This is a genomic window from Bacillus cereus group sp. BfR-BA-01430, assembly GCF_022663115.1.
In the GTDB taxonomy this organism is placed as follows: domain Bacteria; phylum Bacillota; class Bacilli; order Bacillales; family Bacillaceae_G; genus Bacillus_A; species Bacillus_A cereus_BD.
In genome coordinates, this window is record NZ_JAKUEW010000002.1 from 187976 (window position 1) to 209305 (window position 21330).

The window sequence follows — 21330 nt, forward strand, 5'->3', positions numbered from 1 at the left end:
CATAAGAGGCTCATTTTTTGTTTCTATAATAGAGTATAGGACAAGTGTTGGTTTTCTTCATCCCTATGTCTTTGTCTCTATCATCTCTATTCTTGTTGGCATATTTTATAGTAAAAGAATAAAGGGGTGAAATTATGGGTTACCGAGATGATTATTGGTATGAAAAGAAAAGATCTAAGTGTTCAGGCCGAAACGGTGGTTATTATGGACATGATTGTGATGATTGTTGGAAAAAATTCGAAGAGTGTAAAAAAGAAAGCAATCAAAAATGTGATTGTTGCTGCACAACTGGAATTGTTCGTAAATTAAGAGCGTTAAGAGGTACGGCTGTAACTGTAGCAATTACTACTAGCAGTGGTCAAGTCATTGAAGGAACTGTTGAATCGGTTGATTGTCATACTGCTGATATTACGGCAGCAGGAGAAAGAGTAACAGTTTCTGTCTGTGAAATTGAGTCATTTTCACGTGTTGTTTAACAGTTAGCTCGTTTAAAAGCTGTTCTCAATAGAACAGCTTTTTTAATTTGTATGAATATTTCTATACAAAGCTTAAATCTACATGAAAAGAAAGCCTTGCTGTTACGAAGGCACTGAAAAAGGGATTGCTTTCAAAAATAATACACATTTAATACACATTTTTATCGAAATGTTGAGAATAGAAAGGAGTCAGCCATTTCTATACAAGTTAGGTGCTAGACTTCTTTTTCTTATGAAGTGGACTTTTTCAGTGGCCACGCTGCTATGGCTTTCTTTTTGATAATATATTTCGGTTGCATAATAGCAATTTTTAAAACAATCCACGTTCGCCTTTTTGCTGAATTAAATAAGAAATACCTTCTATATGATCACCGACAATTCTTGTCGTTGAAGGAGCTAAACCGCCAGTTTTAGAGAAATGCTTATCAGGGCGAATGCGATTCATTTTATCAACTTCAACACGATGAACGTTTTTTACTTGTAATCCGCTTAATATCGCTTTTACTTGTCCGTATACTGGCGAAGTAAGAGCGTCAAATCCGATCGTTTCAATACATTTTTTACTAAAGGCATGCGGTACAGCGACAATAGAACCAACTCCTAAATCTTTACGGTCACAAGCTAAATTAACAGCATATTTACATGCTGTTACAATATAGAATGGGAAACGATAAGAAAGATAGTGATCTAAATCATTCAGTGCTAAATCAACACCATTTTCAATCGCGTGTACAAATGGCAATAAATCATTTGAAGGGATTACAAAATCTCCATCGATAAATAATAGTATATCGCCCCGTGCAAAATACGCACCAACTGCTCTGCCAGTATCATTTCCTAATTCTTCTTCATACATAACAACCGTTGCTCCGTGCTTTTTCGCAATTTCTGCTGTTTTGTCAGTCGTACCATTAACGACAACTATAATTTCCAAAGGATTCAATTTCCTAGATTCCTGGATAATCGCTTGTATCATTCTCTCTTCATTTTGAACAGGAATAATAATAGATAATTGCTTCCCACCATAGTTTGATGTGCTTACGCCCCAGCCAGTATCATGAACTTTAGGAAAAGACTTACTTTGTTTTAGCTTCAATCCTTCTATAATATCTCGCCTTCTTCCACCATCAGAATAATGCGCACGGGGATTTTTTAACTCATCAATCCACTCTGCCATAGCAGCGATATGATTTCCGATAATCCGCTTTTCAGAAGTGGAAAGTTCATTATGCTTTGCAAAATGTTGCTGAGGATTTACGCGATTGATTGAAATGACATCAATTTGTTTATGGCGAGAAATGCGGAAGTTATGTTGGAGTATTTTGAGATGAGCGAGTGTTGGATTTCCTAAAGATTCTGCTCCAATGGTATGAACGACTTCTTTTGTCATCGCGTGCGGAACAGAAATAGGGGAATCGATTTTTAAATCTGGACGGTGAAAAAATTGATTTGTAACTTGTCTCCAAATCGTTGTGGAATGGGGACGCTGTTTTTTATAAAAAATATAGTCTAAATTATTTAATACAACGTCAGCTGTATGATTCATTAATGGTTGAAGAAATTCACGTAATATATTGCTATCAAGCGGAAAATCAGCATCCATAAATAATAAAATATCTCCTTTTGCTTGCTGTGCGCCAATAGCCCGTCCAATATTATGTCCAAGGGCTGCTTCAAAATTTAACACATGGCATTTATATTTGTGAGCAATTTCTACAGAGCGATCGGTACAACCATTCGCAACTACGATAATTTCTAAAGGATGGATTTGCAGAGCCGCTTGCAACACACGATCTAAAGTTTTTTCTTCATTAAAAACAGGAAGTATAATTGAAATAGATTTTTTCTGCATGAAAATTCTCCTTTTATATGAATAAATTAAACTCATATAAATAATGTATGTACATTTGGAAAAGGTGGTTAATCTTTTGTCGTAATTCTTTCAATATATACATTAAAAAACATAAACAATGACCATTACATTTCTAGAGAAAAGATTTCAAATATTTTTTGCTTCCCTAGTGATGTAATGTAAACAGCTCGTGATCCATCTTTTCTAGTAATCCAATTTTGTTCTAGCATTCGTTCTAAAATAGCATTGCCGAGGGCTCCAGCAATATGATATTGTCTTTCGGTCCAGTCTAAGCAACATTTTGAAAATACACGTCTTTTGTTACGTAATATTTCTAAATCTATACCGAAATCTGTAAAAAAATGTGCACCAATTTCAGTGACCTCAAATTCTGATCCATTCTTTTGTAATACTTGTTTATATAGTAGAGAATTAGCAAGATTGACACCCAATTTTCCAGCTAGATGATCATAGCACGTTCTGGCATATTGAATTTCTTCATGTTTTTTTAGTTCTTTAAAGGACTGAATAGGTTTAAATGGAACGATGTAGAGTAGTTTTTCTAATATTTCTGCCATTTCTTGATTTACTAATTTGTAATAGCGATATCTACCATGCTTTTCAACTTCAAGAATTTGCATGTCATATAGTTTATGAAGATGAAAACTTGCTGTTTGTGGTTTGATTTTTGCGACCCGTGCTAATTCAGTGGCTGGATGAGGGCAACCATCCATAAGATGTGTTAAGATAGCCGCTCGTGATGGATCACTAATAAGAGAGGCGACTTTTGCGATATTTTCATTCACACTTACTCACTCCTTTTTTACATTCATATTTCGATGATAATAGAAATTTTTATGTTTTACAATAAGGAAAGAATGAATGTAAGGAGTGATAATATGAACTTGGAAGTAGGTAAAAATGTATGCAAAGAGATATACCCGAAAATCTTATACTATGGAATGCCAGTGTATTTGTTATCAACGCTGAACGAAGATGGTACAACAAATATAAGTCCGATGTCTTCCTCTTGGGCTCTAGGAAAGTATATTGTTTTAGGAATTGGACTTGGAGGGAAAGCGATTCAAAATATAAAAGTGAATAGAGAATGTGTTATAAATTTACCTTCCTCTTCTCAATGGGAACATGTAGAAAAAATAGCTCCCTATACAGGAACTGACAACATTCCGAAATTTAAATGCGACATGGGGTACACATATATAAAAGATAAATTAGCATTAGCGAATTTAACTCCAATTTCTTCGAAAACAGTAAAACCACAACGTATAGAACAATGTCCATTGCAAATAGAAGCAAGAGTAAGAGACATTCGTATTCCAGATTATGATCCATTTTTTGCAATTGTGGAAACAGAAGTTATCCATGTACATGCCCATACAAATATTATAAAAGGTGAAAATCATATTGATCCACAAAAATGGAATCCTTTATTTTATAATTTTAGATATTATTTCTCAATTGGAGAAGAGATTGGTAGGAACTATCGAACTTGAAAGCGAACATTCTCCTTATTTTGAAAGAAATGATTTTAAATAGCTTATAAATTGAATCAGAAAAGGGGAAGAGTCAGCATTCATGTATCCGCTGAATGAAGAACAATTATAAAGGTATGTAAAGAATACAAATCATAGAAAAGCGGATACTTTTATTTATAAGGTAATAGAAGAAAAAGGGAAAGTAATGGGTATATTTTCTTTGGCAGAGTAAACCGAATAGAAAGAACAGCCCGGATAGGTAAGGCTTTAGTCAGAGATAAATAAATAAAAAGGGAAATCCGTTGGTGACAAGGTGATAAAGAGGGTACTGCATATCGCATTTGAAAAAGAAAAACTAATAAAAGATGCCCATAAATAGGGGGAATCTTAGAATCTATGAGAGATGAAGATTTCAAAAGAAAGATTGCTTACATCTAGATTCATGTAGAAAATGATTTCTTTGAAAAACCGACTTACAGAAAAGGTATAAGTCGGTTTTGTATTTACAAATCCTCTGAATCTTGTTTTCGCATATGAATAATCATTGAAATAATGATGATAAACAAAACGGTTGCACTTTGTATGAAAAAATTCTTGAATGTTAGTGATGATAGCCATAATGAGATATAATCTTTAAGAGAATGAAAAGATGGGAAATAAGTAGGATGGAAACCATAGCTAAATAATTTTTTTGATTCGATAAAGGAGCTATTTTCTCCCTTTGCACCTAATACAACTGAAATCAGTCTTCTATCTTTTTCTTTTGCCGTTCCAACAAAGCTGTAGCCGGTAGTAGGTGAAAAACTTGTTTGTAAACCATCAACGCTTTTCAGTTTCACATTTTTATCAAGCGAATAGAGCATTTTATTTGTATTAAATACATGGATATCTTTGAAGGTGAATTGATAAGAGGTCACACTGCTACTTTTTAATATCATTGGGTAATCATGAAGTAACTGACGAGCTAATTTAGAGGCATCTAAAGCGGTGATTTTAGAGAATTGCTCTTGTTTATTTGAAACCCCTGTTACATTTATAAAGTATGTATCTTTGGATAATCCTAGCTGTCTTGCTTTTTCATTCATTAGTTTTATGAAATTTTCTTCATTTGTTGATATGTGCTCTGCTAAAGCTAGTGCTGCATGATTATTCCCCGTTAACGCAACTGCATGGAATAAATCGCGAATTGTGATATCGCCTTTAGCTGTAGTACCAATATAATTCGCTCCTATGTGAAAAGTATCATCCTTTATGTTTACTTTATCTTCCCATTTTAGGGCACCGTTATGTATTCGTTCTAAAAGAATATATTCTATCATGAGTTTAGATAAATCACCTGAGGGAAGAGGAGAATTTTCGTTCTTTTTATACACAATTTCACCAGAATAAGCATCTATTAAAATCGCTGACTGCGATTGAATAGCGGGGCCATTTACATAAATATAAAAATATAAAACGATAGCTATTGTAATGAGTAAAGATAGAAATATAAGCATTGCTTTTTTTAAGAATTGCATAAGTATTCCCCCTCGAAATCCTTCCGTATTTCCTATTGTAAAAATGAATACTTAATTAGGGGGTAAGAAAAGGTAAAGAATTTCTAAAGAATTTTTAAGAATTATTAAAGTGTGAGTAAAAATAGGATAGATTCGATTTCTTAATCGTTAAGAAATCGAATCTTGAAGATAAATAAATTTCATATTTATCCCGCTATTTCAGGGCAGTAACAGCCCGATTAGTGAGGGCTAATCATCAGTGGGGGATGAAGAAAACCCACGCTAATTAAAGTTTCACTTTATTTATATCGAAGTAGTTTTACAGTAAAAGTTGTTTTTTCTTCATCACTATATACTTCAATTGTTCCGTTGTGAAGTTCTACAATACTTTTGGCGATTGCTAATCCAAGCCCGGAGCCTCCTGTATATGCTGACCGAGATTTCTCAACGCGATAGAAACGTTCAAATATATGGGGTAAGTCAGTACTTGGGATTGGTTGTCCATAATTTGTAACGTCAATTGCGACGAGATCCTCTTCTTCATAAGCTGTAATATCAATATATTTACCATCACCTCCATACGTAATAGCGTTGATAATTAAATTTTCAAATACACGTACAAGTTTATCACCATCAGCTAATACCATTAGTTTTTGGGATAAAAATGAAGGCCTACATTTAATATTTGCTTCTTGAAGTTGAATACGAAACTGGACAGTTAATTGTCCTAGTAGTTCAATCATATCAATAGGTACAGAGCGTAAACTCAATTCTTTATTTTGTACGCGTGTATATTCAAATAAGTCATTCATCAATGTATTTAAGCGGTGGACTTTATCATAAATGACTTGTATGTAATGGCGTAGTTCTACTTCATCTCGATAGTTATCATGATGAATCAAATTTACATATCCAACTATAGATGTGAGAGGGGTTCGTAAATCATGTGATACATTCGTAATAAGTTCACTTTTCGCTTGTTCTGTTTGTCGTTCTTCTTCAATCGATACTTTGAGTTGTTCAACAATTTGGTTGACACCAATCGCTAATTCTTCTAAATAATCATGTTGCACAATGGAAACTTTATGATTAAAATTCCCGTTCGCAATATAGCGAATTTCTTCAATCATTCTCTTTATGCAAACTCTGTAATATAATTTTTTTTCGTGGCGATAAAACATATAAATATAGAATGAAAAGATCGAAAACCAATATAGATAGGATAGCATCATAACCCAAATGGATTCTTTCAATCCTCTATACTTTTCATAACCAACAATTCTAACAGTCTCTTTTCCTAATTCTGTTAGCGTGAGGGAACTATCAATTACACTTGTCACGAGACGATATATAATAATTTCAGTAATGGGTGTCAGTATAATGGCTAATAAAAGCCAAAGAATGATTTTCCATTTCGGAATGACTCTTAAAATGTCGAAGGTTTCATTTTTCAATTTTATAACCTACTCCCCAAACAGTATGAATAATTTTCTCGGTATTTATCCCTGTTTCCAATTTGTCCCGCAAGTTACTAATATGGACCATTACCGTTTTGTTAGAACCATACCCATCTTCATTCCAAACACGCTCGAATATTTCTTCTGAACTAAATACCCTTCCTGTATTACTAGCGAGTAAATAAAGAATATCAAACTCGATGGAAGTGAGTTTAATATTTTCTCCGTTTACTTTCACGGTGTGATTATGTTTATGTATTTCAATAGAACGAATACGAATAATGCCGTCTTCATTTACTTGAGAAACCGTTTGTTGAAAGGACGATCTCCGTAGTAAGGCTTTGACTCTAGCCATTAATTCTAATGGGTTAAATGGTTTAATCATGTAATCATCTGCACCTGTCATGAGTCCCAATATTTTATCCATATCTTCTGCCTTGGCACTAAGCATAAGAATCGGAACTGTGTTGTTATGCTCTCTAACTTGTTGGCAAACTTCTAATCCATTGCGTTTTGGCATCATAATATCTAAAATCATAAGATCAATTTCATACATGGATAGCATTTGTAAAGCTTCATCACCATCATAAGCTTTATAAATATCATAGCCGTCATTACGTAAATAAACCGCAAGTAATTCTACAATTTCTTTATCATCATCAATAATTAATATATTTTTATTCATTATATATGTAATTCCTTTCTTTACAATGATTCAACATTACTATAATAGCAAACATTTAGATGTTTTGTCGTAACGTTTCCTCATAAAATTTCATGTAACGTATTAAAAGGATTTAAAACATACATAACGAATACAATAATAAATGAGAGTGTTTACATTTTCATTGTAGGAAAAGATAATAATGAGGTGGAATTTTTTATGCAGTATAATGATATCTACACATTTCAACCAGCGGGAAACATAGAAGAGGATATGAAACGTTTTTTATTAAAATATGAAAAAGAGTTTACATATAAGCATTCTATGCGTGTTGCAAATGAAGCGCGTAAATTGGCAAGAAAGTTTCATGTGAATGAAGAAGAGGCAGCTATTGCAGGGTATTTACATGATATTAGTGCCATCTTTCCGAATGAACAACGTATCGCGGCTGCTGAAGCATTTGGAATAGACATACTGCAAGAAGAGCGAGAGTTTCCAATGATCATTCATCAAAAGTTATCAAAAGGAATCGCAAAAGAAATATTCAAAGTGACAAATGAACAAATATTAGATGCAATTGGTTGCCATACGACTTTGCGAAAACATGCGACGACGATGGATCTTGTCTTATTTGTAGCGGATAAAATAGAATGGGATCAAAAGGGAGTCCCTCCATATATAGAACGCGTGAAAAATGGTTTAGAAACCTCATTGGAGCAAGCTGCTTTTGCATATATCTCCTATTTATGGGAAAGAAAAGAGACGCTTAAAGTATTACATCCTTGGCTGGAAGAAGCGTATTGGGATTTAACTGAGGGATTGAATGAGAAAGGACATAGATATGGATATAAAAGAATATATGAATGATACCTTTCCAGGCGTCATTTTAAAACCGAGCATTTACTTTCAATGGGAGAACCACTTTCATTTTGACTTTGGAAAAGGTATTTTTCTATGTGAGTGTGGTACTGATGCAGGCAACAACAAGTATTTTTCTCAAATATATAAATATAATACATTATTATTCCAAGATATATTTTCTGCAAAGGATATGATATTTTTAGTAACAAATGTTTATCGCTTTAAAAAGGATAGATTAAGAAAACAGAAGAAATTAAGACTATATAGCCGATTTCTGAAAAAGAAAGAGTTAAAATTTCGACTGCGGCAAGAAACGTTTCCTTATTTCTTTGATAATGAGGACGCAGAGTTATATTGTACATATCAATTTTCATTACAGTGTTTGGCAGAAGAGATTAAGTATATACCACTTATGAAAGCTATGAATCATGAAGACTTTCCTAATCTCTATCCGCGTTTAGGTGGAAGAGCGGATATTTCGTATCCTGACGTTTTTCTTATCAATGCAACGAAAGACATTATCATGTTTATTTATGATGATAGAGGATGTGAAGTGATTGCGAAGAATAAAGAAAGTATAAGACATTTATATAACAAATATGAAAAGTGGATACCAGATTATGAGCGCGATCATATAGCAACATTGTTTAAATGAAAATAGGAGGAAGTGAAGCATGTAATGAAACGTATTGCCATTGTATCTGCATGGGAATCAGAACTTACATATTTGCATCAATATTATCCAAGTGAACATGTTGTAAGACGAGCAGCTTGGGAATTTCATTTTCATTCTATTCATGAATTAGAGATTATATCAGTTGTTACTGGTATTGGAAAGGTTAGTTGTGCAAGCTGTGTACAACTATTAATTAGTGAATTCCAGCCTGAAGAGCTTTTTATGACGGGAATTTGTGGTAGTTTATCGAACAAAGTGAAGAATGGTCATATCGTTGTAGCTCTTCATACTTTACAGCATGATGTACCAGCTGCTGGAACGGGAGAAGATCAGTTTGATTTATATACTGGGAGAACAGCGCCGATTGAAATACCGAAAGCGCTTGTCAGACAAATAAAGAAAATGCGTTCTCATGAGCCAGTTCATTTTGGAACAATTTTATCCGGCGACCAGCGTATTCGCAGTTCAGAAATGCGCTATTTGTTACATACTGTATATGGGGCATTAGCAGTTGATCAAGAAATAGCTGCTTTTGCTTATGTATGCCATGCAAATAAAAAGCCATTCTTATGTTTAAAAGCGGCTTCCGATCAAGCAAATGATAAAACAGAGGAAGAACAAAAAATCTTTAAACAATTAGCGTGCGAGAAATCTTGTGAATACTTACTTTCTTTTTTGCAAATGCATGGGAGAACTGTTACACATAAATAAGATATAAAGGAGCCTCATACGGGATATGGGAACAAAGGATAAAATAGCGATTATTGGTGCAAATGGAAAAGCTGGAAAATTTCTTGTACACCAAGCGTTACAGGAAGGATATCAAGTACGAATTTTAACGCGGAATCCAGAAAAATTCACAATATATAATCGAGATGTGGAAATTATACAGGGAGATGCGCGTGATTTCTATGCCATACAAGAACTGCTTCAAGATTGTCAAGCTGTTATTAATGCTGTAGGTCAGCCTAAAAAAGAGTCTTACATATTCAGTACCGTGACAAGTCATATTTTAAAAGTAATGAATGAATATAAAATAAAACGGTATATTTTAATTTCTGGAGGATCATTGGATATAAAAGGAGACCAAAAAAGTCTCCTAAACAAAATAGGAGCCGTATTCTTTCGGTTGTTTTTTCCAAAGATGATGAGTGATAAATATAAAGAATTACACCTTATACAACATAGTGATATAGATTGGACAGTTGTTAGATTACCTTTTGTTATAGAAGGAACAGGTATTGGAACGATCAAAAAGAATGTAGTAGATGTACCAGGAATTAAAATTCAAAACGGAGATATCGCACCCTTTGTTATCAAGCAAATTAAAGATAGTATATATGTACAAAAGTGTCCGTGCATTTCAAATTAAGAAAAATATGAGATATATGTTTTATTATAAAAGCATAAAGGTATAATCCTTTGTGTTTTTTATTTGTTAATGATGAAATTTGAGAATCAAGTTGCATTACTCATAATTTAGAGAGTATAAAATATAGTACATAACTCTATATACAAACAGTTTAATAACCGAAAATAAATTATTTATTATATAATTATTATCATATAAAAGTTGATTTTAAACAAAATAAAAGGGGGATTTTTATATCTTTTATTGACTCTCACATTATGTCATTGTTTAAGCTAGAGTTGAGCTTCGAAATAAATAAAAATTACAGGAGGAACAAATGTTTAAAATAGGGGATTTTTCAAAACTTTCTTCAATTAGCATTCGAATGTTGAGACATTACGATAATATGGAGTTATTGCAGCCTGAAAAAATAGATGTGCAAACTGGTTATCGTTATTATTCAGCAGCACAATTACAGAAAGTAAATCAAATTCAAAATTTGAAGGAGATGGGATTTCGTCTCACTACTATTAAAGAAATATTAGAAAATAATAATATAGAAATTATGACAGAACACTTTGTTCATCGTACGTCTCAAATAAGAGAAGAAATGAAAGTCCTTCAAAAACAATTGCGACTTCTCGAAGACTCAATGAAAATAATGAGAGAGGATGTTATTGAAATGAACTATCATGTTTCTTTGAAAGAGATACCTGGAAGGAAAGTAGCAAGTGTTCGAAAAGTGATTCCATCTTATCATTGTGAAGGAGAGTTATGGAATATACTGATGCAAGAAATAAAACGACAAAATATAAATATAGCGAATCCAAGACATAGCTTAGCTATATTTCAAGATAATGAATATAAAGAAAAAGATGTAGATGTAGAAATACAGATAAATGTGACAGGGGAATATGAAAATACGAAAGAAGTCATATTTAAAAAAGTCGATTCATCTTTTGTTGCCTCTATTACAGTGAACGGAAGTTATGAACAAATGACAGCAGTTAACGAAGCAGCGGCAAAATGGATTGAATCTGAAAAATATAAAATTACAGGACCGATGTTTAATATATACCACGTGAGTCCAGCAATGGAATCTGATCCTACGAAGTGGGTTACAGAAATTTGTTATCCAGTAAAAAAATGAATCATCGTTACAATTGTTTCATTATTTATTGGTTTGTGGCTTCTTTAACTTAACATAACAATATTATGTTAAGTTAAAGAAAGAAGAAGTACATCATAATTGGTATTAACATTTAACCAAGAACGCCTCGAATAGAAATTTTAACTTATATAGAGGGAATAAATAATCATCAATAATGACAGTTTTTTTAGAAAAAGGGGAAAGTGCACTTTAAAAAGACACTTTTCCCTTTTTTTATTTAAGGTTGTTGTAAGGTTTTCTTTAGACTAAGGAAAGGTGTATTCATTACAGTGAAAAGAGAAGGGGAATATTGATAAAAATAGAATGGAGTTGTCTTTTCATATGAGTACTTCAGTTATTATTCAAACACATAACCTATCAAAAATATACGGAACGATACATTGTGTGAATCAGGTGAATCTTCATATTGAAGAAGGAGAAATTTATGGTTTTTTAGGCCCAAATGGAGCTGGAAAAACAACTACGTTAAAAATGTTACTTGGGCTTATTAAACCTTCTGAAGGAGACATTAAAGTGTTCGGAGACAGTTTGAACAAATGTCGTTCGTCTATTTTAGAGCGGACGGGATCCCTTATTGAATCTCCCTCGTATTATGGACATTTAACAGGACTTGAAAATCTCCAAGTGATGCAACGCCTTCGAAATGCACCAAATAAAAACGTACATGAGGTGCTAAAAATTGTACGTTTAGAAAAGCAAATAAATAAAAAAGTAGATCAATACTCATTGGGAATGAAACAACGGTTAGGGATTGCTATGGCTCTTCTTACTTTTCCTAAGCTGTTAATTCTTGATGAACCAACAAATGGTCTTGACCCAGCAGGCATCGGTGAAATTAGAGAATTGATTAAGTCATTACCAAAGCGCTATGGAATCACGGTAGTACTCTCTAGCCATCTTCTTTCAGAGATTGAACAAATTGCTACTTCAGTCGGCATTATTAGTGAAGGAAAACTGTTGTTTCAGGGGAGTATGGATCGCCTACAGAAAAGAAATAGAAATGCTATTTTTATTAAAACGGAAGATAACGCGAAAGCAGGTCAGCTACTTACTACTCAAGGCTACAATTTTGTCCAAAGTGGTAATCGGTTGAAATTTGCTCATCTTGAGGATGCGAAAGTGGCGGAAGTAAATCGGATGCTTGTTAAAAATGAAATTTCTGTAACCCGAATTGAGAAACAGAAGAAAAGCTTAGAGAACATTTTCCTGGAGTTAACAGGAAAGGAGAGAAGTTTGTGATGAAAATGTTAGGATTAGAATACTTTAAAATTCGTCGCAAAAAAATATGGGTTATGATTCTATTATTTCTTAGCGCAGAGATGCTATGGGCATTTATGGCTCTTAGTCGATCAATGGCTACTAACTCTAGTTTTGCCTCTTGGGAAGCAATTGTTTTTAGTATTTCCTCTATGAATGGCCTTTTTATGCCTATTATTTCAGCGATTGTTGTATCACGTATTTGTGATATGGAACATAAGGGAGAAACGTTAAAAATGCTTGTTGCTACGAATGTAAAACGCAGACATCTTTACGCAGCGAAGTATATATGTGTGAATAGTTTACTTCTGTTAAGTATTTTTGCACAGGTTGCACTTATGATTATATTTGGATTCGTACACAAACTTTCTAGTAACTTTTCTTCTGCATTGTTTATTCAATTTGTTTTCGGAACTTTTTTAACGACTCTTGCGGTTACAGCGCTTCAGCAGTGGCTTTCTTTTACTATTAAGAATCAAGTTTTCGCGTTATGTTTAGGCATGCTCGGTGGATTTATTGGAATGACTGCCGGGTTGTTTCCAGCTGCGATTAGACGTATGTTTATTTGGGCTTATTACTTGGAACTTAGCCCGGTTACTCATTTATACAAGAATTCCTTAAGTGCTTACATAGTCCAATCGATAAACCTTTGGAATGTCATTGTCACAATAGCTTTAGCTATCTTATTCTATATTGTCGGAAGCGTTCGGATAAGCCGACAAGAAATGTAAGGAGGGAATAAAATGAAACGAAGTATTTTGGCGGAATGTCTTAAATTACGCCATTCTCGAATCCTACTTGTACTCGCGACACTTCCTATTATAAGTTTGCTAATTGGATGCGCGAATTATTATTATAATCAAGAAGTGCTGAAAAATGGTTGGTATAGTTTATGGACGCAAGTTAGTTTGTTTTACAGTGAGTTTTTCTTACCTATTTTAATTGCAATTTGCTGCTCATATATTTGTCGACTTGAGCATTTGAACCGAAATTGGAATATGACTATGACATCTCCTGTATCAGTTGCAAGTATATTTCTTGCTAAATTAGTTATTGTTAGTCTTTTAATCGGATTTGCACAAGCGTTATTTATAGGACTCTACTGGCTTATAGGGAACTTTTTCTTCTTACCTAAAACATTTCCGCTAGAGACAATCGGTTGGGCGATGCGCGGATGGTATGCATCTCTTGCTATTATCGCTCTGCAATTAAGCTTATCGCTAAGAATCCGAAGTTTTGCTATGCCGATCGGTATGAGTTTATGTGCAGTCTTCATCGGACTTGGTATGTATATTGCTAAGTTAGGAATGTTTTTTCCTTTCTCACTGCTCACCGTTGGTATGAGTGTACTGAATCAAGAAAAGTTAAGCGAGGGACAGAATTTCTTATTTTTGATGATGAGTACAGTTTTCATTATTATGTTTTCGATGATTTCCATTCAGCGATTAAAGAAAAAAGATATAATCTCATGAGGAAGGTTTTATGAAAAAAATAATAATATTAGGGTTTATTATTATGATAAGCATCGGTTTTTGGATGGGTCTATTTAGTAGAGAGAGGCTTATTCCTGACAGCCCTTCAGGAAAAGTGATGTATTACACCAAAATAAAGAGTCCTGGCATACAGAATGAGACGAGACGTTATAACTATGAGTTGTTTGCTTACAATCAACAAGGAAAGAAAAAGAAACTTGTTTTTTCTGCTCGAAAGCAATTGAGGAAAGAGTCGTATATTCGGCTATATCATACATTATTTCGTGGTGTTACGTACTGGGAAGAAGTTCAACTTGAAGAGTTGCCAAAAGTAGTGAAACAACGGTATAAAAAATAAGAAAAGATAACTTTATAGATTTTCCTATTTTTTACACCATATTGTATTTTATGTATAATAAAATCAGGTGATGCAAGATGGAAAATTTAAAAGATAAAAAAATCTTAATTGTAGATGATGAACCAGAAATGAGAATCATGATTGAAAGATTCTTAAGAAAAGAGGGATTTTTCCGGATTTTTAGTGCTGCTGATTGTACGTCAGCTCTATCGCTTTGCCGTGTAGATCGGCCAGATATCGTTATTCTTGATGTTATGCTACCTGATGGTGACGGCTTTTCACTTTTATCTTCGATTAGACAGTTCTCAAATATGCCGGTTCTTTTTCTATCTGCACGAGGAGAAGATGAGGACCGGTTACTTGGATTAGGGTTAGGTGCAGATGATTATATTGTGAAGCCGTTCTTACCACGTGAACTCGTATTACGTCTTATCGCTGTTTTAAAACGAGTCTATTCTTCTCCTGTAGTAGAGCGTCTATCCATCTTCCAATTAGGAGAACTAACTGTAGACTTAGAAAGCGCTGTTGTGTATAGAGACGAAAAAGAACTGCCATTAACAGCAAAAGAACATGCTATTCTTGTAAAGTTATATGAGAATCGAGGTCGAATTGTGACAAGCGACGCTATATGTCAAGCAGTTTGGGGAGATGATAGCTACGGTTACGAAAATACATTAATGGTCCATATGAGGCGCGTACGTGAAAAAATTGAGCCGGATCCCTCCAAACCGACTTATCTTCTTACGGTGAGAGGACTAGGGTATAAATTGCTATTGAAGGAGACGCATTAATTGAGAGGGATTATTCGTATATTACATAGATTCGCAATGACAACGATATGTATTTCTATATTTTTACTGATTTTTAATTTTGTTTTATTAGGTATAATGATGTTTAAAGAAATGAATCTAGATTCATCCCCAAAAGATATGCTAAAGCAAGTAAATGAAGGATTAAACAAGCAGGATGAAAATTATCAACTTGATGAACAAGCTGTAAAGAGTCTACAAAATAATCGCGCTTGGGCGATGTTAATTGGTGAAAATGGGCAAGTACAATGGAAGTATCAATTGCCTAAAGATGTACCTAGCTCTTACAAAATAGCGGATATTGCTAAGTTTTCGCGTTATTATCTTTCAGAATATCCTGTCTATACGTGGGAACATCAAGATGGGCTACTAGTAGTAGGATATCCAAAGAAGAGTCATTGGAAATATCAACTTCATTTCCTTTCTGATTCGGTTCAGTCAATGCCGCTGAGACTTCTCCTGCTGTTACTCTTTAATATAGGAATAACTGTATTCATCTCTATGTTGATTGGTACGCGTCTTATAAGAAAAATCCGCCCTCTTGTGTCAGGGATTCACAAACTGGCCAAAGAAGAAGTCGTTCAGCTAGATTCCAAAGGTCTATTCGGTGATTTAGCTCAAAGCATCAATTCAGCTGCGACTAAGCTTCAAAATAAGACAGCTGCGTTGAAAGCGCGAGATGAGGCACGTTCCAACTGGATTGCGGGAATTTCTCATGATATTCGAACGCCGCTTTCTATTATTCTTGGTTATGCAAGTGAAATGGAGGATGATTCAGACTTGGCGGAGGAGCAGAGAGAACGAGCAGGTATTATGCGGCATCAAGGAGAGAAATTACGATCGCTTGTGAGCGATTTAAATCTTGTTTCTATGCTTGAATATGAAATGCAACCTTTACATTTAAAAACTATTCGTCTATCCGTTTTAGCAAGACAGGTTGCAACTGATTTTTTAAATAATGGATTAGATGATAAATATCAGATTGAATTAAAATTAAAGGATGACGGGGCTCAAATTAGAGGAGACGAAAAATTATTGATTCGAGCAATTAGTAATGTAGTTCAAAATAGTATCCGGCATAATCCGCGTGGATGTAAAATTATAATTGAAACCGCTTTATCAAAAAATCGCTCTACATATCATTTTATTGTACAAGATAATGGACAAGGAATTCCAAATGAAAAAATAGCTGGAATTACCGAATTACCTTATTCTTCAAAAAGAAAACAAACGATTCAAGAAGGGCACGGTCTAGGCATTCCGATGGTAGCAAGAATTATGCAAGCTCATCAAGGACAGCTTATTTTAACAAACAACGAAAATCAAAAAGGTTTAAAAGTCGTTATGGAATTTCCTTTACACTCACAAAATGAAAAAATATATGAATAAGAAAGGGGATTTAATATATATACAATTGAACAAGTCGCTAAATTTCCGGGTATATTTAGGGATACTTTAAAATTTCACAAAGAAAAGAAACTAGTCAAACCTGAATAAATTATCTGTCGAATTATTTAAATCAGCTACTAATAATTACTTGCATAGGATTTTCTTTTTTGAAGAAAAGATAGATAAATATATAAATACTTTTAAGGAGCGAATACATGGAGGGAAAACATATTACAAGTTATGCTGAAATAGAATTAGTGTATGAATATAAATTCATTACTATAGATTTAGATAACAAACTTTTTAAAGTGCATGTTGTTAATGTTAAAACTAAAGCGATATTATTAGAAATATCAATAGATTTAATTAATGATGAGGTGATGATAGAAGGAAATATCCATCAATATCCTTATGATATCGATGATGTTGTAGATACTTTAAAAATTACAGCTAATTTATGTATAGAAAATAAGCTTACAAGTCAATTTGCAATAGACTCATATATTGAAGAATAAAACCGGTTTCAACAATTGATCAATTTTAAATTGGAATTCAATTAAACCACTTTTATTAAGAACTTTAGACATCTTGGATGAGGTGATGGAAAAAGATGGATTAGGAACTGGAGGAAATATTCTTGGATGCTCAATTCAATTTAATAATATCTCGTTTAGTTTTGATGACAAAAAAATGATAGAAAACTTAAGTTTGAACATTAAAAATAATGAAAGTATTGCTATTGTAGGAGAAAGTGGTAGCGGTAAATCCACTTTGGCTAACTTATTATTAAAAATGCATACTCCCGATAAGGGTAAAATATTTATAGATGATAGAGATTTTAAAAATAGAATATCCAATATATCAAAAATTTAATGGAGACTTAATTTTATTCGGGGATGAGAAAGAGAGGAACAAAATGAAACTGGCAATTCAAACTAAAAATTTAACAAAGTCTTTTGCAAATCAATCCATTGTAAGGGATTTAAACTTATCTGTTCCTGAAGGAAGTTTATATGCTTTTATTGGACCAAATGGTGCAGGAAAAACAACAACAATGCGAATGTTATTAGGATTAATTCCATTAGATAAAGGAACGATATTATTTAATAACAAAGATATCAAAGAATGGAAAGAAGAATTATTTGAAAATGTGGGTTGTTTTATTGATTCGCCTACTTATTACCCTAATTTAACAGCATATGAAAATTTAGCCTATGTACAGAAAATGATTAATAAACCTTTAGATGAAATAGATAGAGTATTAAAAACTACAGGAATATATAAAGCAAAAGATAAAAAAGTTAAAGATTTTTCTTTAGGAATGAAACAAAGGCTAGGCATTTCCTTTGCTATTCTTAATAATCCTAAAATACTAATTCTTGACGAGCCGACAAATGGATTAGATCCAGAGGGAGTACATGAGATAAGGCGTTTATTACTTCATTTAGTAAAAAATGAGGGGAAGACTATATTTATTTCTAGTCATAATTTAGCTGAAATTGAAATGATAGCAGATCACATAGCATTACTACATAAGGGTAGCTTACTCTATGAAGGGAAGTTAAACAGTATTATTACTTCTGAAGAATATATTGTTCATGTTAATGATACTGCTGCCACAGAAAGGATTTTAAATACAGAGGGTATACCTTATAGCATAGAGAAAGAAGGAGTATTCAAACTAATAATAAATCAAGATCGCGTTCCTAATTTAACTAGAATATTAATTAAAAATGATATAGACATTTTTGAAGTTAGCCCTAAAAAGCCAACATTAGAGGAAGTATTTTTATCTCTAACTAATCAAAAGGAGTTACTACAATAATGCAATTTATCTTTAAAAGTGTAAATAGTGAGATGAGGAAAATTAATGGGAGGAAATTATTGTTATTTTCTTTGTTTTTTTCATTATTATCAAGCTTTTTGTGTATAAGTTATTTTATTTTTAACAAGAATAATCCCGACATGTTTCAACCTACTAATCTTATAGCAATTACAGTAAACTTTAATACACTAACGTTAAGCATTTTTTCTGCGTGTATGTGGTATTTTATCATTTCTTCTGAAAATAAATATGGTACTTGGGCTATTATTTATACAAAACCTATTTCAAAATTTAAGTTATTAGTAGCTAAAAATATATTGTTTATATTGTTCTATTTGATCTTTAATATTTTAAATTTTTCGGTTATGGGTATCTATACTTTTATAAATGGTTATGAAATATCCATACTTTATTTTTTTAAAATGTTGATACTTTGTACCATTTTATCTTTAGCAATACCATATTCTCAATTGCTTTTTCATTTAATTATAAAAAAGGGAATTCTAGCGGCATCCTTGTCAGTTATTTGGATTTTTTTCATCGTAACATATGGATTATTCCCTTTAATATTTACAAAGACATTTCCAATATTTTATGCATTGAATATAGTAAGTGACGTAATGATTAAAGAAATAACTATTTTATTATATCTTGTAAGTTCTTCAATATATATTTTAGTAATTATGTTATTGTCTGTGAGTTTTAAATATTATACATATGAATAATAAAGGGTGAAACAATTGGGCATTTTAGGTGAATATAAAAAAAGTCTTCATAATGGATTGTATATCCTGTTACTAGTATTTTTGTTGATACCAATTAGTTTTCAAGTTTTTCTAACTGTATTGTCTCAATTAAAAGATGGCGTTGCTATGCATACAGCGATTCTAAGCCTTTTTTGTAGGTTATTTTTACCTATTGCGATAGGTCTATTAGTGTCATTTTCTTTTGTAAACGAATTCAGAAGGAAAGGGTATATGTCGGCTATTTATCATGGAATCACTTTAAAAACTATATTAAGTAATAAGTTTTTGTTTTGCTTAATAATTACTTTTTGTTACTTAATATGTGCTTTAGTCATATCTAGCATACCTATAGTATTAACGGTTGATAATCTCGGGACTGTTTATCAAAGTTTAAGTTTATCTATACTTTTTATGGTGATTAGCTCTTTAATTATTGTGAATCTACATTTTTTAATAAATATAATATTTTATAAAATCCCGTTACTTTCATTATTAGTAGGGGTTATAGGCGGACTTGGTAGCTTTTTTATCTCTCATACAAACTATTGGATACTATTCCCTTGGTCATATCCAATTATGAGTCTTTATTTTGATAGCATTGAACCAAAACAATTGTATATTATTCTCTTTGTATTTCTATTATCATTACTGTCTTGTATATGTATTAATAAAAAATCAATGAGATGGAATTAAAGTTACAATGAGGAGAGTAACATCATTTATAATAAAAGGAGAGCGTAGCCTTTGTTGCTAATAGGAAAACGAAAAGATACTAGAAAAATAGTAAAGAAGTAATGACGAATGAAATGAAAGGAAACATTATTTAAAATATGGAGAGAAACATTACAACAGGAATTATTAACATATCCAGAGAAAACTATTCATGAAGATGGTTCAGTAGTAATACAACAAATTCAAGATCCGTATTTCTTGATTAATGATATGTGGGATGTTGAACGTGTTTGTGAAATAAAACAATTTACTGATTCATTACATAGGTATATGAGTTTAAAGAGTAAGTTTAAAAATATCTCCTTTTCATTTAAAAGTCCTTCAATCAATCTCGAAGTAAAATATATATTTTATCAACATATTTTCAGGGGTGAATGGAACGTATATACCGCATTTAAAGGAGTCGGGCAGTATTTAAAACTATTAATAACATTCATCAATCTTTGGCTCAATGAAAGAGGGAGAAGTACGACTTGTAAAACAAAAAGATACGGCAAGAATCTACATGGATAGATATTAAAAAATTAAAGCGCAAACACATAGAAGGATACATCCAATGGTTACGGAAATGTTGTAAAAAAACTTAAAAAATAAGAATGCACATCCTGAGCACTATATGTATAAGTCCCTAACCATAACTTCTAAATTCTTGAATGATATATAACTATACAAATACGACATCGCCCCTCAAACTGATGTACGTATGTTAATCTTCAGAGAAGATTTCCCGAAACTTCAGAAAAAATCCATTGATCAAATTGATTACATCCCAGACTTTGTATTAGAACAATTATTTACTAACATTAACAGCTTAAATGAAGAGATCATTCCGGTTATTTGGATTATATTGGATTTTACATCTAAATAAGTTGTTAGTGTGTATAAAACACTATCTATCTTTATTATAAAACGATTCTTTACAAGCATGCACCTTTTTACACTCACGAAGATTTATAACATGACGAGTATCTTCATCCATGAATGTTATTCTGTATTTACTGAGGTTAATTTTTTATTTAGGCTAACTAACATATTGTATGCCTCAGTATCTATTTTATAAAAAAGAAAATATATGTAACAGTCCCCCTTTTTATATGAAAAAATCATATAAAAATATAGCGCTCTTAAAGAGTTTTGTTACAAATTTATTATGCTTGATTTAAAAAAAGGAAAGTAATATTTATTTGTAGAAAATTTTTAAGGATAAAAATAGGATGAATATCCATGGTAAGAAAAGGGGGC

At 32.5% G+C, this 21330-nt stretch carries 23 protein-coding genes and 1 pseudogene; 19 read left to right on the forward strand and 5 right to left on the reverse strand.

The genetic code is table 11. The features are described 5' to 3' along the window. The first annotated feature begins 134 nt into the window (after positions 1–134). The gene (locus MR058_RS05335) at positions 135–476 is read left to right on the forward strand and encodes a hypothetical protein (RefSeq protein ID WP_242142993.1); all 342 of its coding nucleotides are present in this window, start codon (positions 135–137) and stop codon (positions 474–476) included. A gap of 310 nt (positions 477–786) precedes the next feature. Here the strand turns inward: MR058_RS05335 and MR058_RS05340 are convergent, their stop codons facing one another. Together MR058_RS05340 and MR058_RS05345 are read right to left on the reverse strand one after the other, a co-directional pair. Next, positions 787–2328: a glycosyltransferase family 2 protein gene (locus MR058_RS05340; RefSeq protein WP_242142994.1), complete on the reverse strand. Its 1542-nt coding sequence runs from the start codon at positions 2326–2328 to the stop codon at positions 787–789. Between the two features lie 125 nt (positions 2329–2453). Beyond that, positions 2454–3134, reverse strand: coding sequence for an ArsR/SmtB family transcription factor (locus MR058_RS05345; RefSeq protein WP_242142995.1), 681 nt, complete (start codon positions 3132–3134; stop codon positions 2454–2456). A gap of 93 nt (positions 3135–3227) precedes the next feature. Here MR058_RS05345 and MR058_RS05350 point away from each other — a divergent pair, with 93 nt between their 5' ends. Then, complete coding sequence (locus MR058_RS05350; protein ID WP_242142996.1) at positions 3228–3842, forward strand: flavin reductase family protein; 615 nt, start codon at positions 3228–3230, stop codon at positions 3840–3842. 485 nt (positions 3843–4327) lie between these two features. On the opposite strand, the gene MR058_RS05355 is transcribed toward MR058_RS05350, so the two are convergent. The 3 genes from MR058_RS05355 to MR058_RS05365 form a co-directional block, all read right to left on the reverse strand. Then, on the reverse strand, positions 4328–5341 hold the full coding sequence (locus tag MR058_RS05355) for a D-alanyl-D-alanine carboxypeptidase family protein (RefSeq protein WP_242142997.1): 1014 nt from the start codon (positions 5339–5341) through the stop codon (positions 4328–4330). 278 nt (positions 5342–5619) lie between these two features. Then, entirely contained in the window at positions 5620–6774 is a 1155-nt protein-coding gene (locus MR058_RS05360; protein ID WP_242142998.1) for a sensor histidine kinase, read from the reverse strand. After that, positions 6764–7462: a response regulator transcription factor gene (locus MR058_RS05365; RefSeq protein ID WP_242142999.1), complete on the reverse strand. Its 699-nt coding sequence runs from the start codon at positions 7460–7462 to the stop codon at positions 6764–6766. Before MR058_RS05365 ends, MR058_RS05360 begins: the two co-directional genes overlap by 11 nt. A 198-nt stretch (positions 7463–7660) precedes the next feature. Here MR058_RS05365 and yqeK point away from each other — a divergent pair, with 198 nt between their 5' ends. From yqeK to MR058_RS05455, 17 genes and pseudogenes are all read left to right on the forward strand, one after another. Next, positions 7661–8308 carry a bis(5'-nucleosyl)-tetraphosphatase (symmetrical) YqeK gene (gene yqeK / locus MR058_RS05370; RefSeq protein ID WP_242143000.1) on the forward strand — a complete coding sequence of 216 codons (648 nt, stop codon included), beginning with the start codon at positions 7661–7663 and terminating at the stop codon, positions 8306–8308. After that, the gene (locus MR058_RS05375) at positions 8283–8957 is read left to right on the forward strand and encodes a DUF3885 domain-containing protein (protein WP_242143498.1); all 675 of its coding nucleotides are present in this window, start codon (positions 8283–8285) and stop codon (positions 8955–8957) included. Before yqeK ends, MR058_RS05375 begins: the two co-directional genes overlap by 26 nt. Positions 8958–8981: 24 nt before the next feature. Next, a complete protein-coding gene (gene mtnN / locus MR058_RS05380) occupies positions 8982–9689 on the forward strand; it encodes a 5'-methylthioadenosine/S-adenosylhomocysteine nucleosidase (RefSeq protein ID WP_242143499.1) in 708 nt (235 codons plus the stop codon). A gap of 25 nt (positions 9690–9714) precedes the next feature. Continuing rightward, positions 9715–10350 carry an SDR family oxidoreductase gene (locus MR058_RS05385; RefSeq protein ID WP_242143001.1) on the forward strand — a complete coding sequence of 212 codons (636 nt, stop codon included), beginning with the start codon at positions 9715–9717 and terminating at the stop codon, positions 10348–10350. A gap of 316 nt (positions 10351–10666) precedes the next feature. After that, positions 10667–11479: a MerR family transcriptional regulator gene (locus MR058_RS05390; RefSeq protein ID WP_242143002.1), complete on the forward strand. Its 813-nt coding sequence runs from the start codon at positions 10667–10669 to the stop codon at positions 11477–11479. Positions 11480–11821: 342 nt separating this feature from the next. Beyond that, a complete protein-coding gene (locus MR058_RS05395) occupies positions 11822–12739 on the forward strand; it encodes an ABC transporter ATP-binding protein (RefSeq protein WP_242143003.1) in 918 nt (305 codons plus the stop codon). Beyond that, a complete protein-coding gene (locus tag MR058_RS05400) occupies positions 12736–13488 on the forward strand; it encodes an ABC transporter permease (protein ID WP_242143004.1) in 753 nt (250 codons plus the stop codon). Before MR058_RS05395 ends, MR058_RS05400 begins: the two co-directional genes overlap by 4 nt. 12 nt (positions 13489–13500) lie before the next feature. Then, complete coding sequence (locus MR058_RS05405; protein ID WP_242143005.1) at positions 13501–14229, forward strand: ABC transporter permease; 729 nt, start codon at positions 13501–13503, stop codon at positions 14227–14229. 10 nt (positions 14230–14239) lie between these two features. After that, a complete protein-coding gene (locus MR058_RS05410) occupies positions 14240–14587 on the forward strand; it encodes a YxeA family protein (RefSeq protein WP_242143006.1) in 348 nt (115 codons plus the stop codon). Between the two features lie 77 nt (positions 14588–14664). Next, the gene (locus MR058_RS05415; protein WP_242143007.1) at positions 14665–15378 is read left to right on the forward strand and encodes a response regulator transcription factor; all 714 of its coding nucleotides are present in this window, start codon (positions 14665–14667) and stop codon (positions 15376–15378) included. After that, the gene (locus MR058_RS05420) at positions 15379–16785 is read left to right on the forward strand and encodes a sensor histidine kinase (protein ID WP_242143008.1); all 1407 of its coding nucleotides are present in this window, start codon (positions 15379–15381) and stop codon (positions 16783–16785) included. It abuts the gene before it with no gap. 215 nt (positions 16786–17000) lie between these two features. Beyond that, a complete protein-coding gene (gene dhp61, locus MR058_RS05430; RefSeq protein WP_242143009.1) occupies positions 17001–17300 on the forward strand; it encodes a protein Dhp61 in 300 nt (99 codons plus the stop codon). A gap of 19 nt (positions 17301–17319) precedes the next feature. After that, positions 17320–17631, forward strand: a pseudogene (locus tag MR058_RS05435) (ATP-binding cassette domain-containing protein); the annotation flags it as partial. A 70-nt stretch (positions 17632–17701) separates the two neighbouring features. Continuing rightward, positions 17702–18610, forward strand: coding sequence for an ABC transporter ATP-binding protein (locus MR058_RS05440; RefSeq protein ID WP_242143010.1), 909 nt, complete (start codon positions 17702–17704; stop codon positions 18608–18610). After that, on the forward strand, positions 18610–19335 hold the full coding sequence (locus tag MR058_RS05445) for an ABC transporter permease (protein WP_242143011.1): 726 nt from the start codon (positions 18610–18612) through the stop codon (positions 19333–19335). Before MR058_RS05440 ends, MR058_RS05445 begins: the two co-directional genes overlap by 1 nt. A gap of 15 nt (positions 19336–19350) precedes the next feature. Further along, positions 19351–20049: an ABC-2 family transporter permease gene (locus tag MR058_RS05450; RefSeq protein ID WP_242143012.1), complete on the forward strand. Its 699-nt coding sequence runs from the start codon at positions 19351–19353 to the stop codon at positions 20047–20049. Between the two features lie 742 nt (positions 20050–20791). Next, a complete protein-coding gene (locus MR058_RS05455) occupies positions 20792–20956 on the forward strand; it encodes a hypothetical protein (protein WP_242143013.1) in 165 nt (54 codons plus the stop codon). Positions 20957–21330 lie beyond the last annotated feature (374 nt).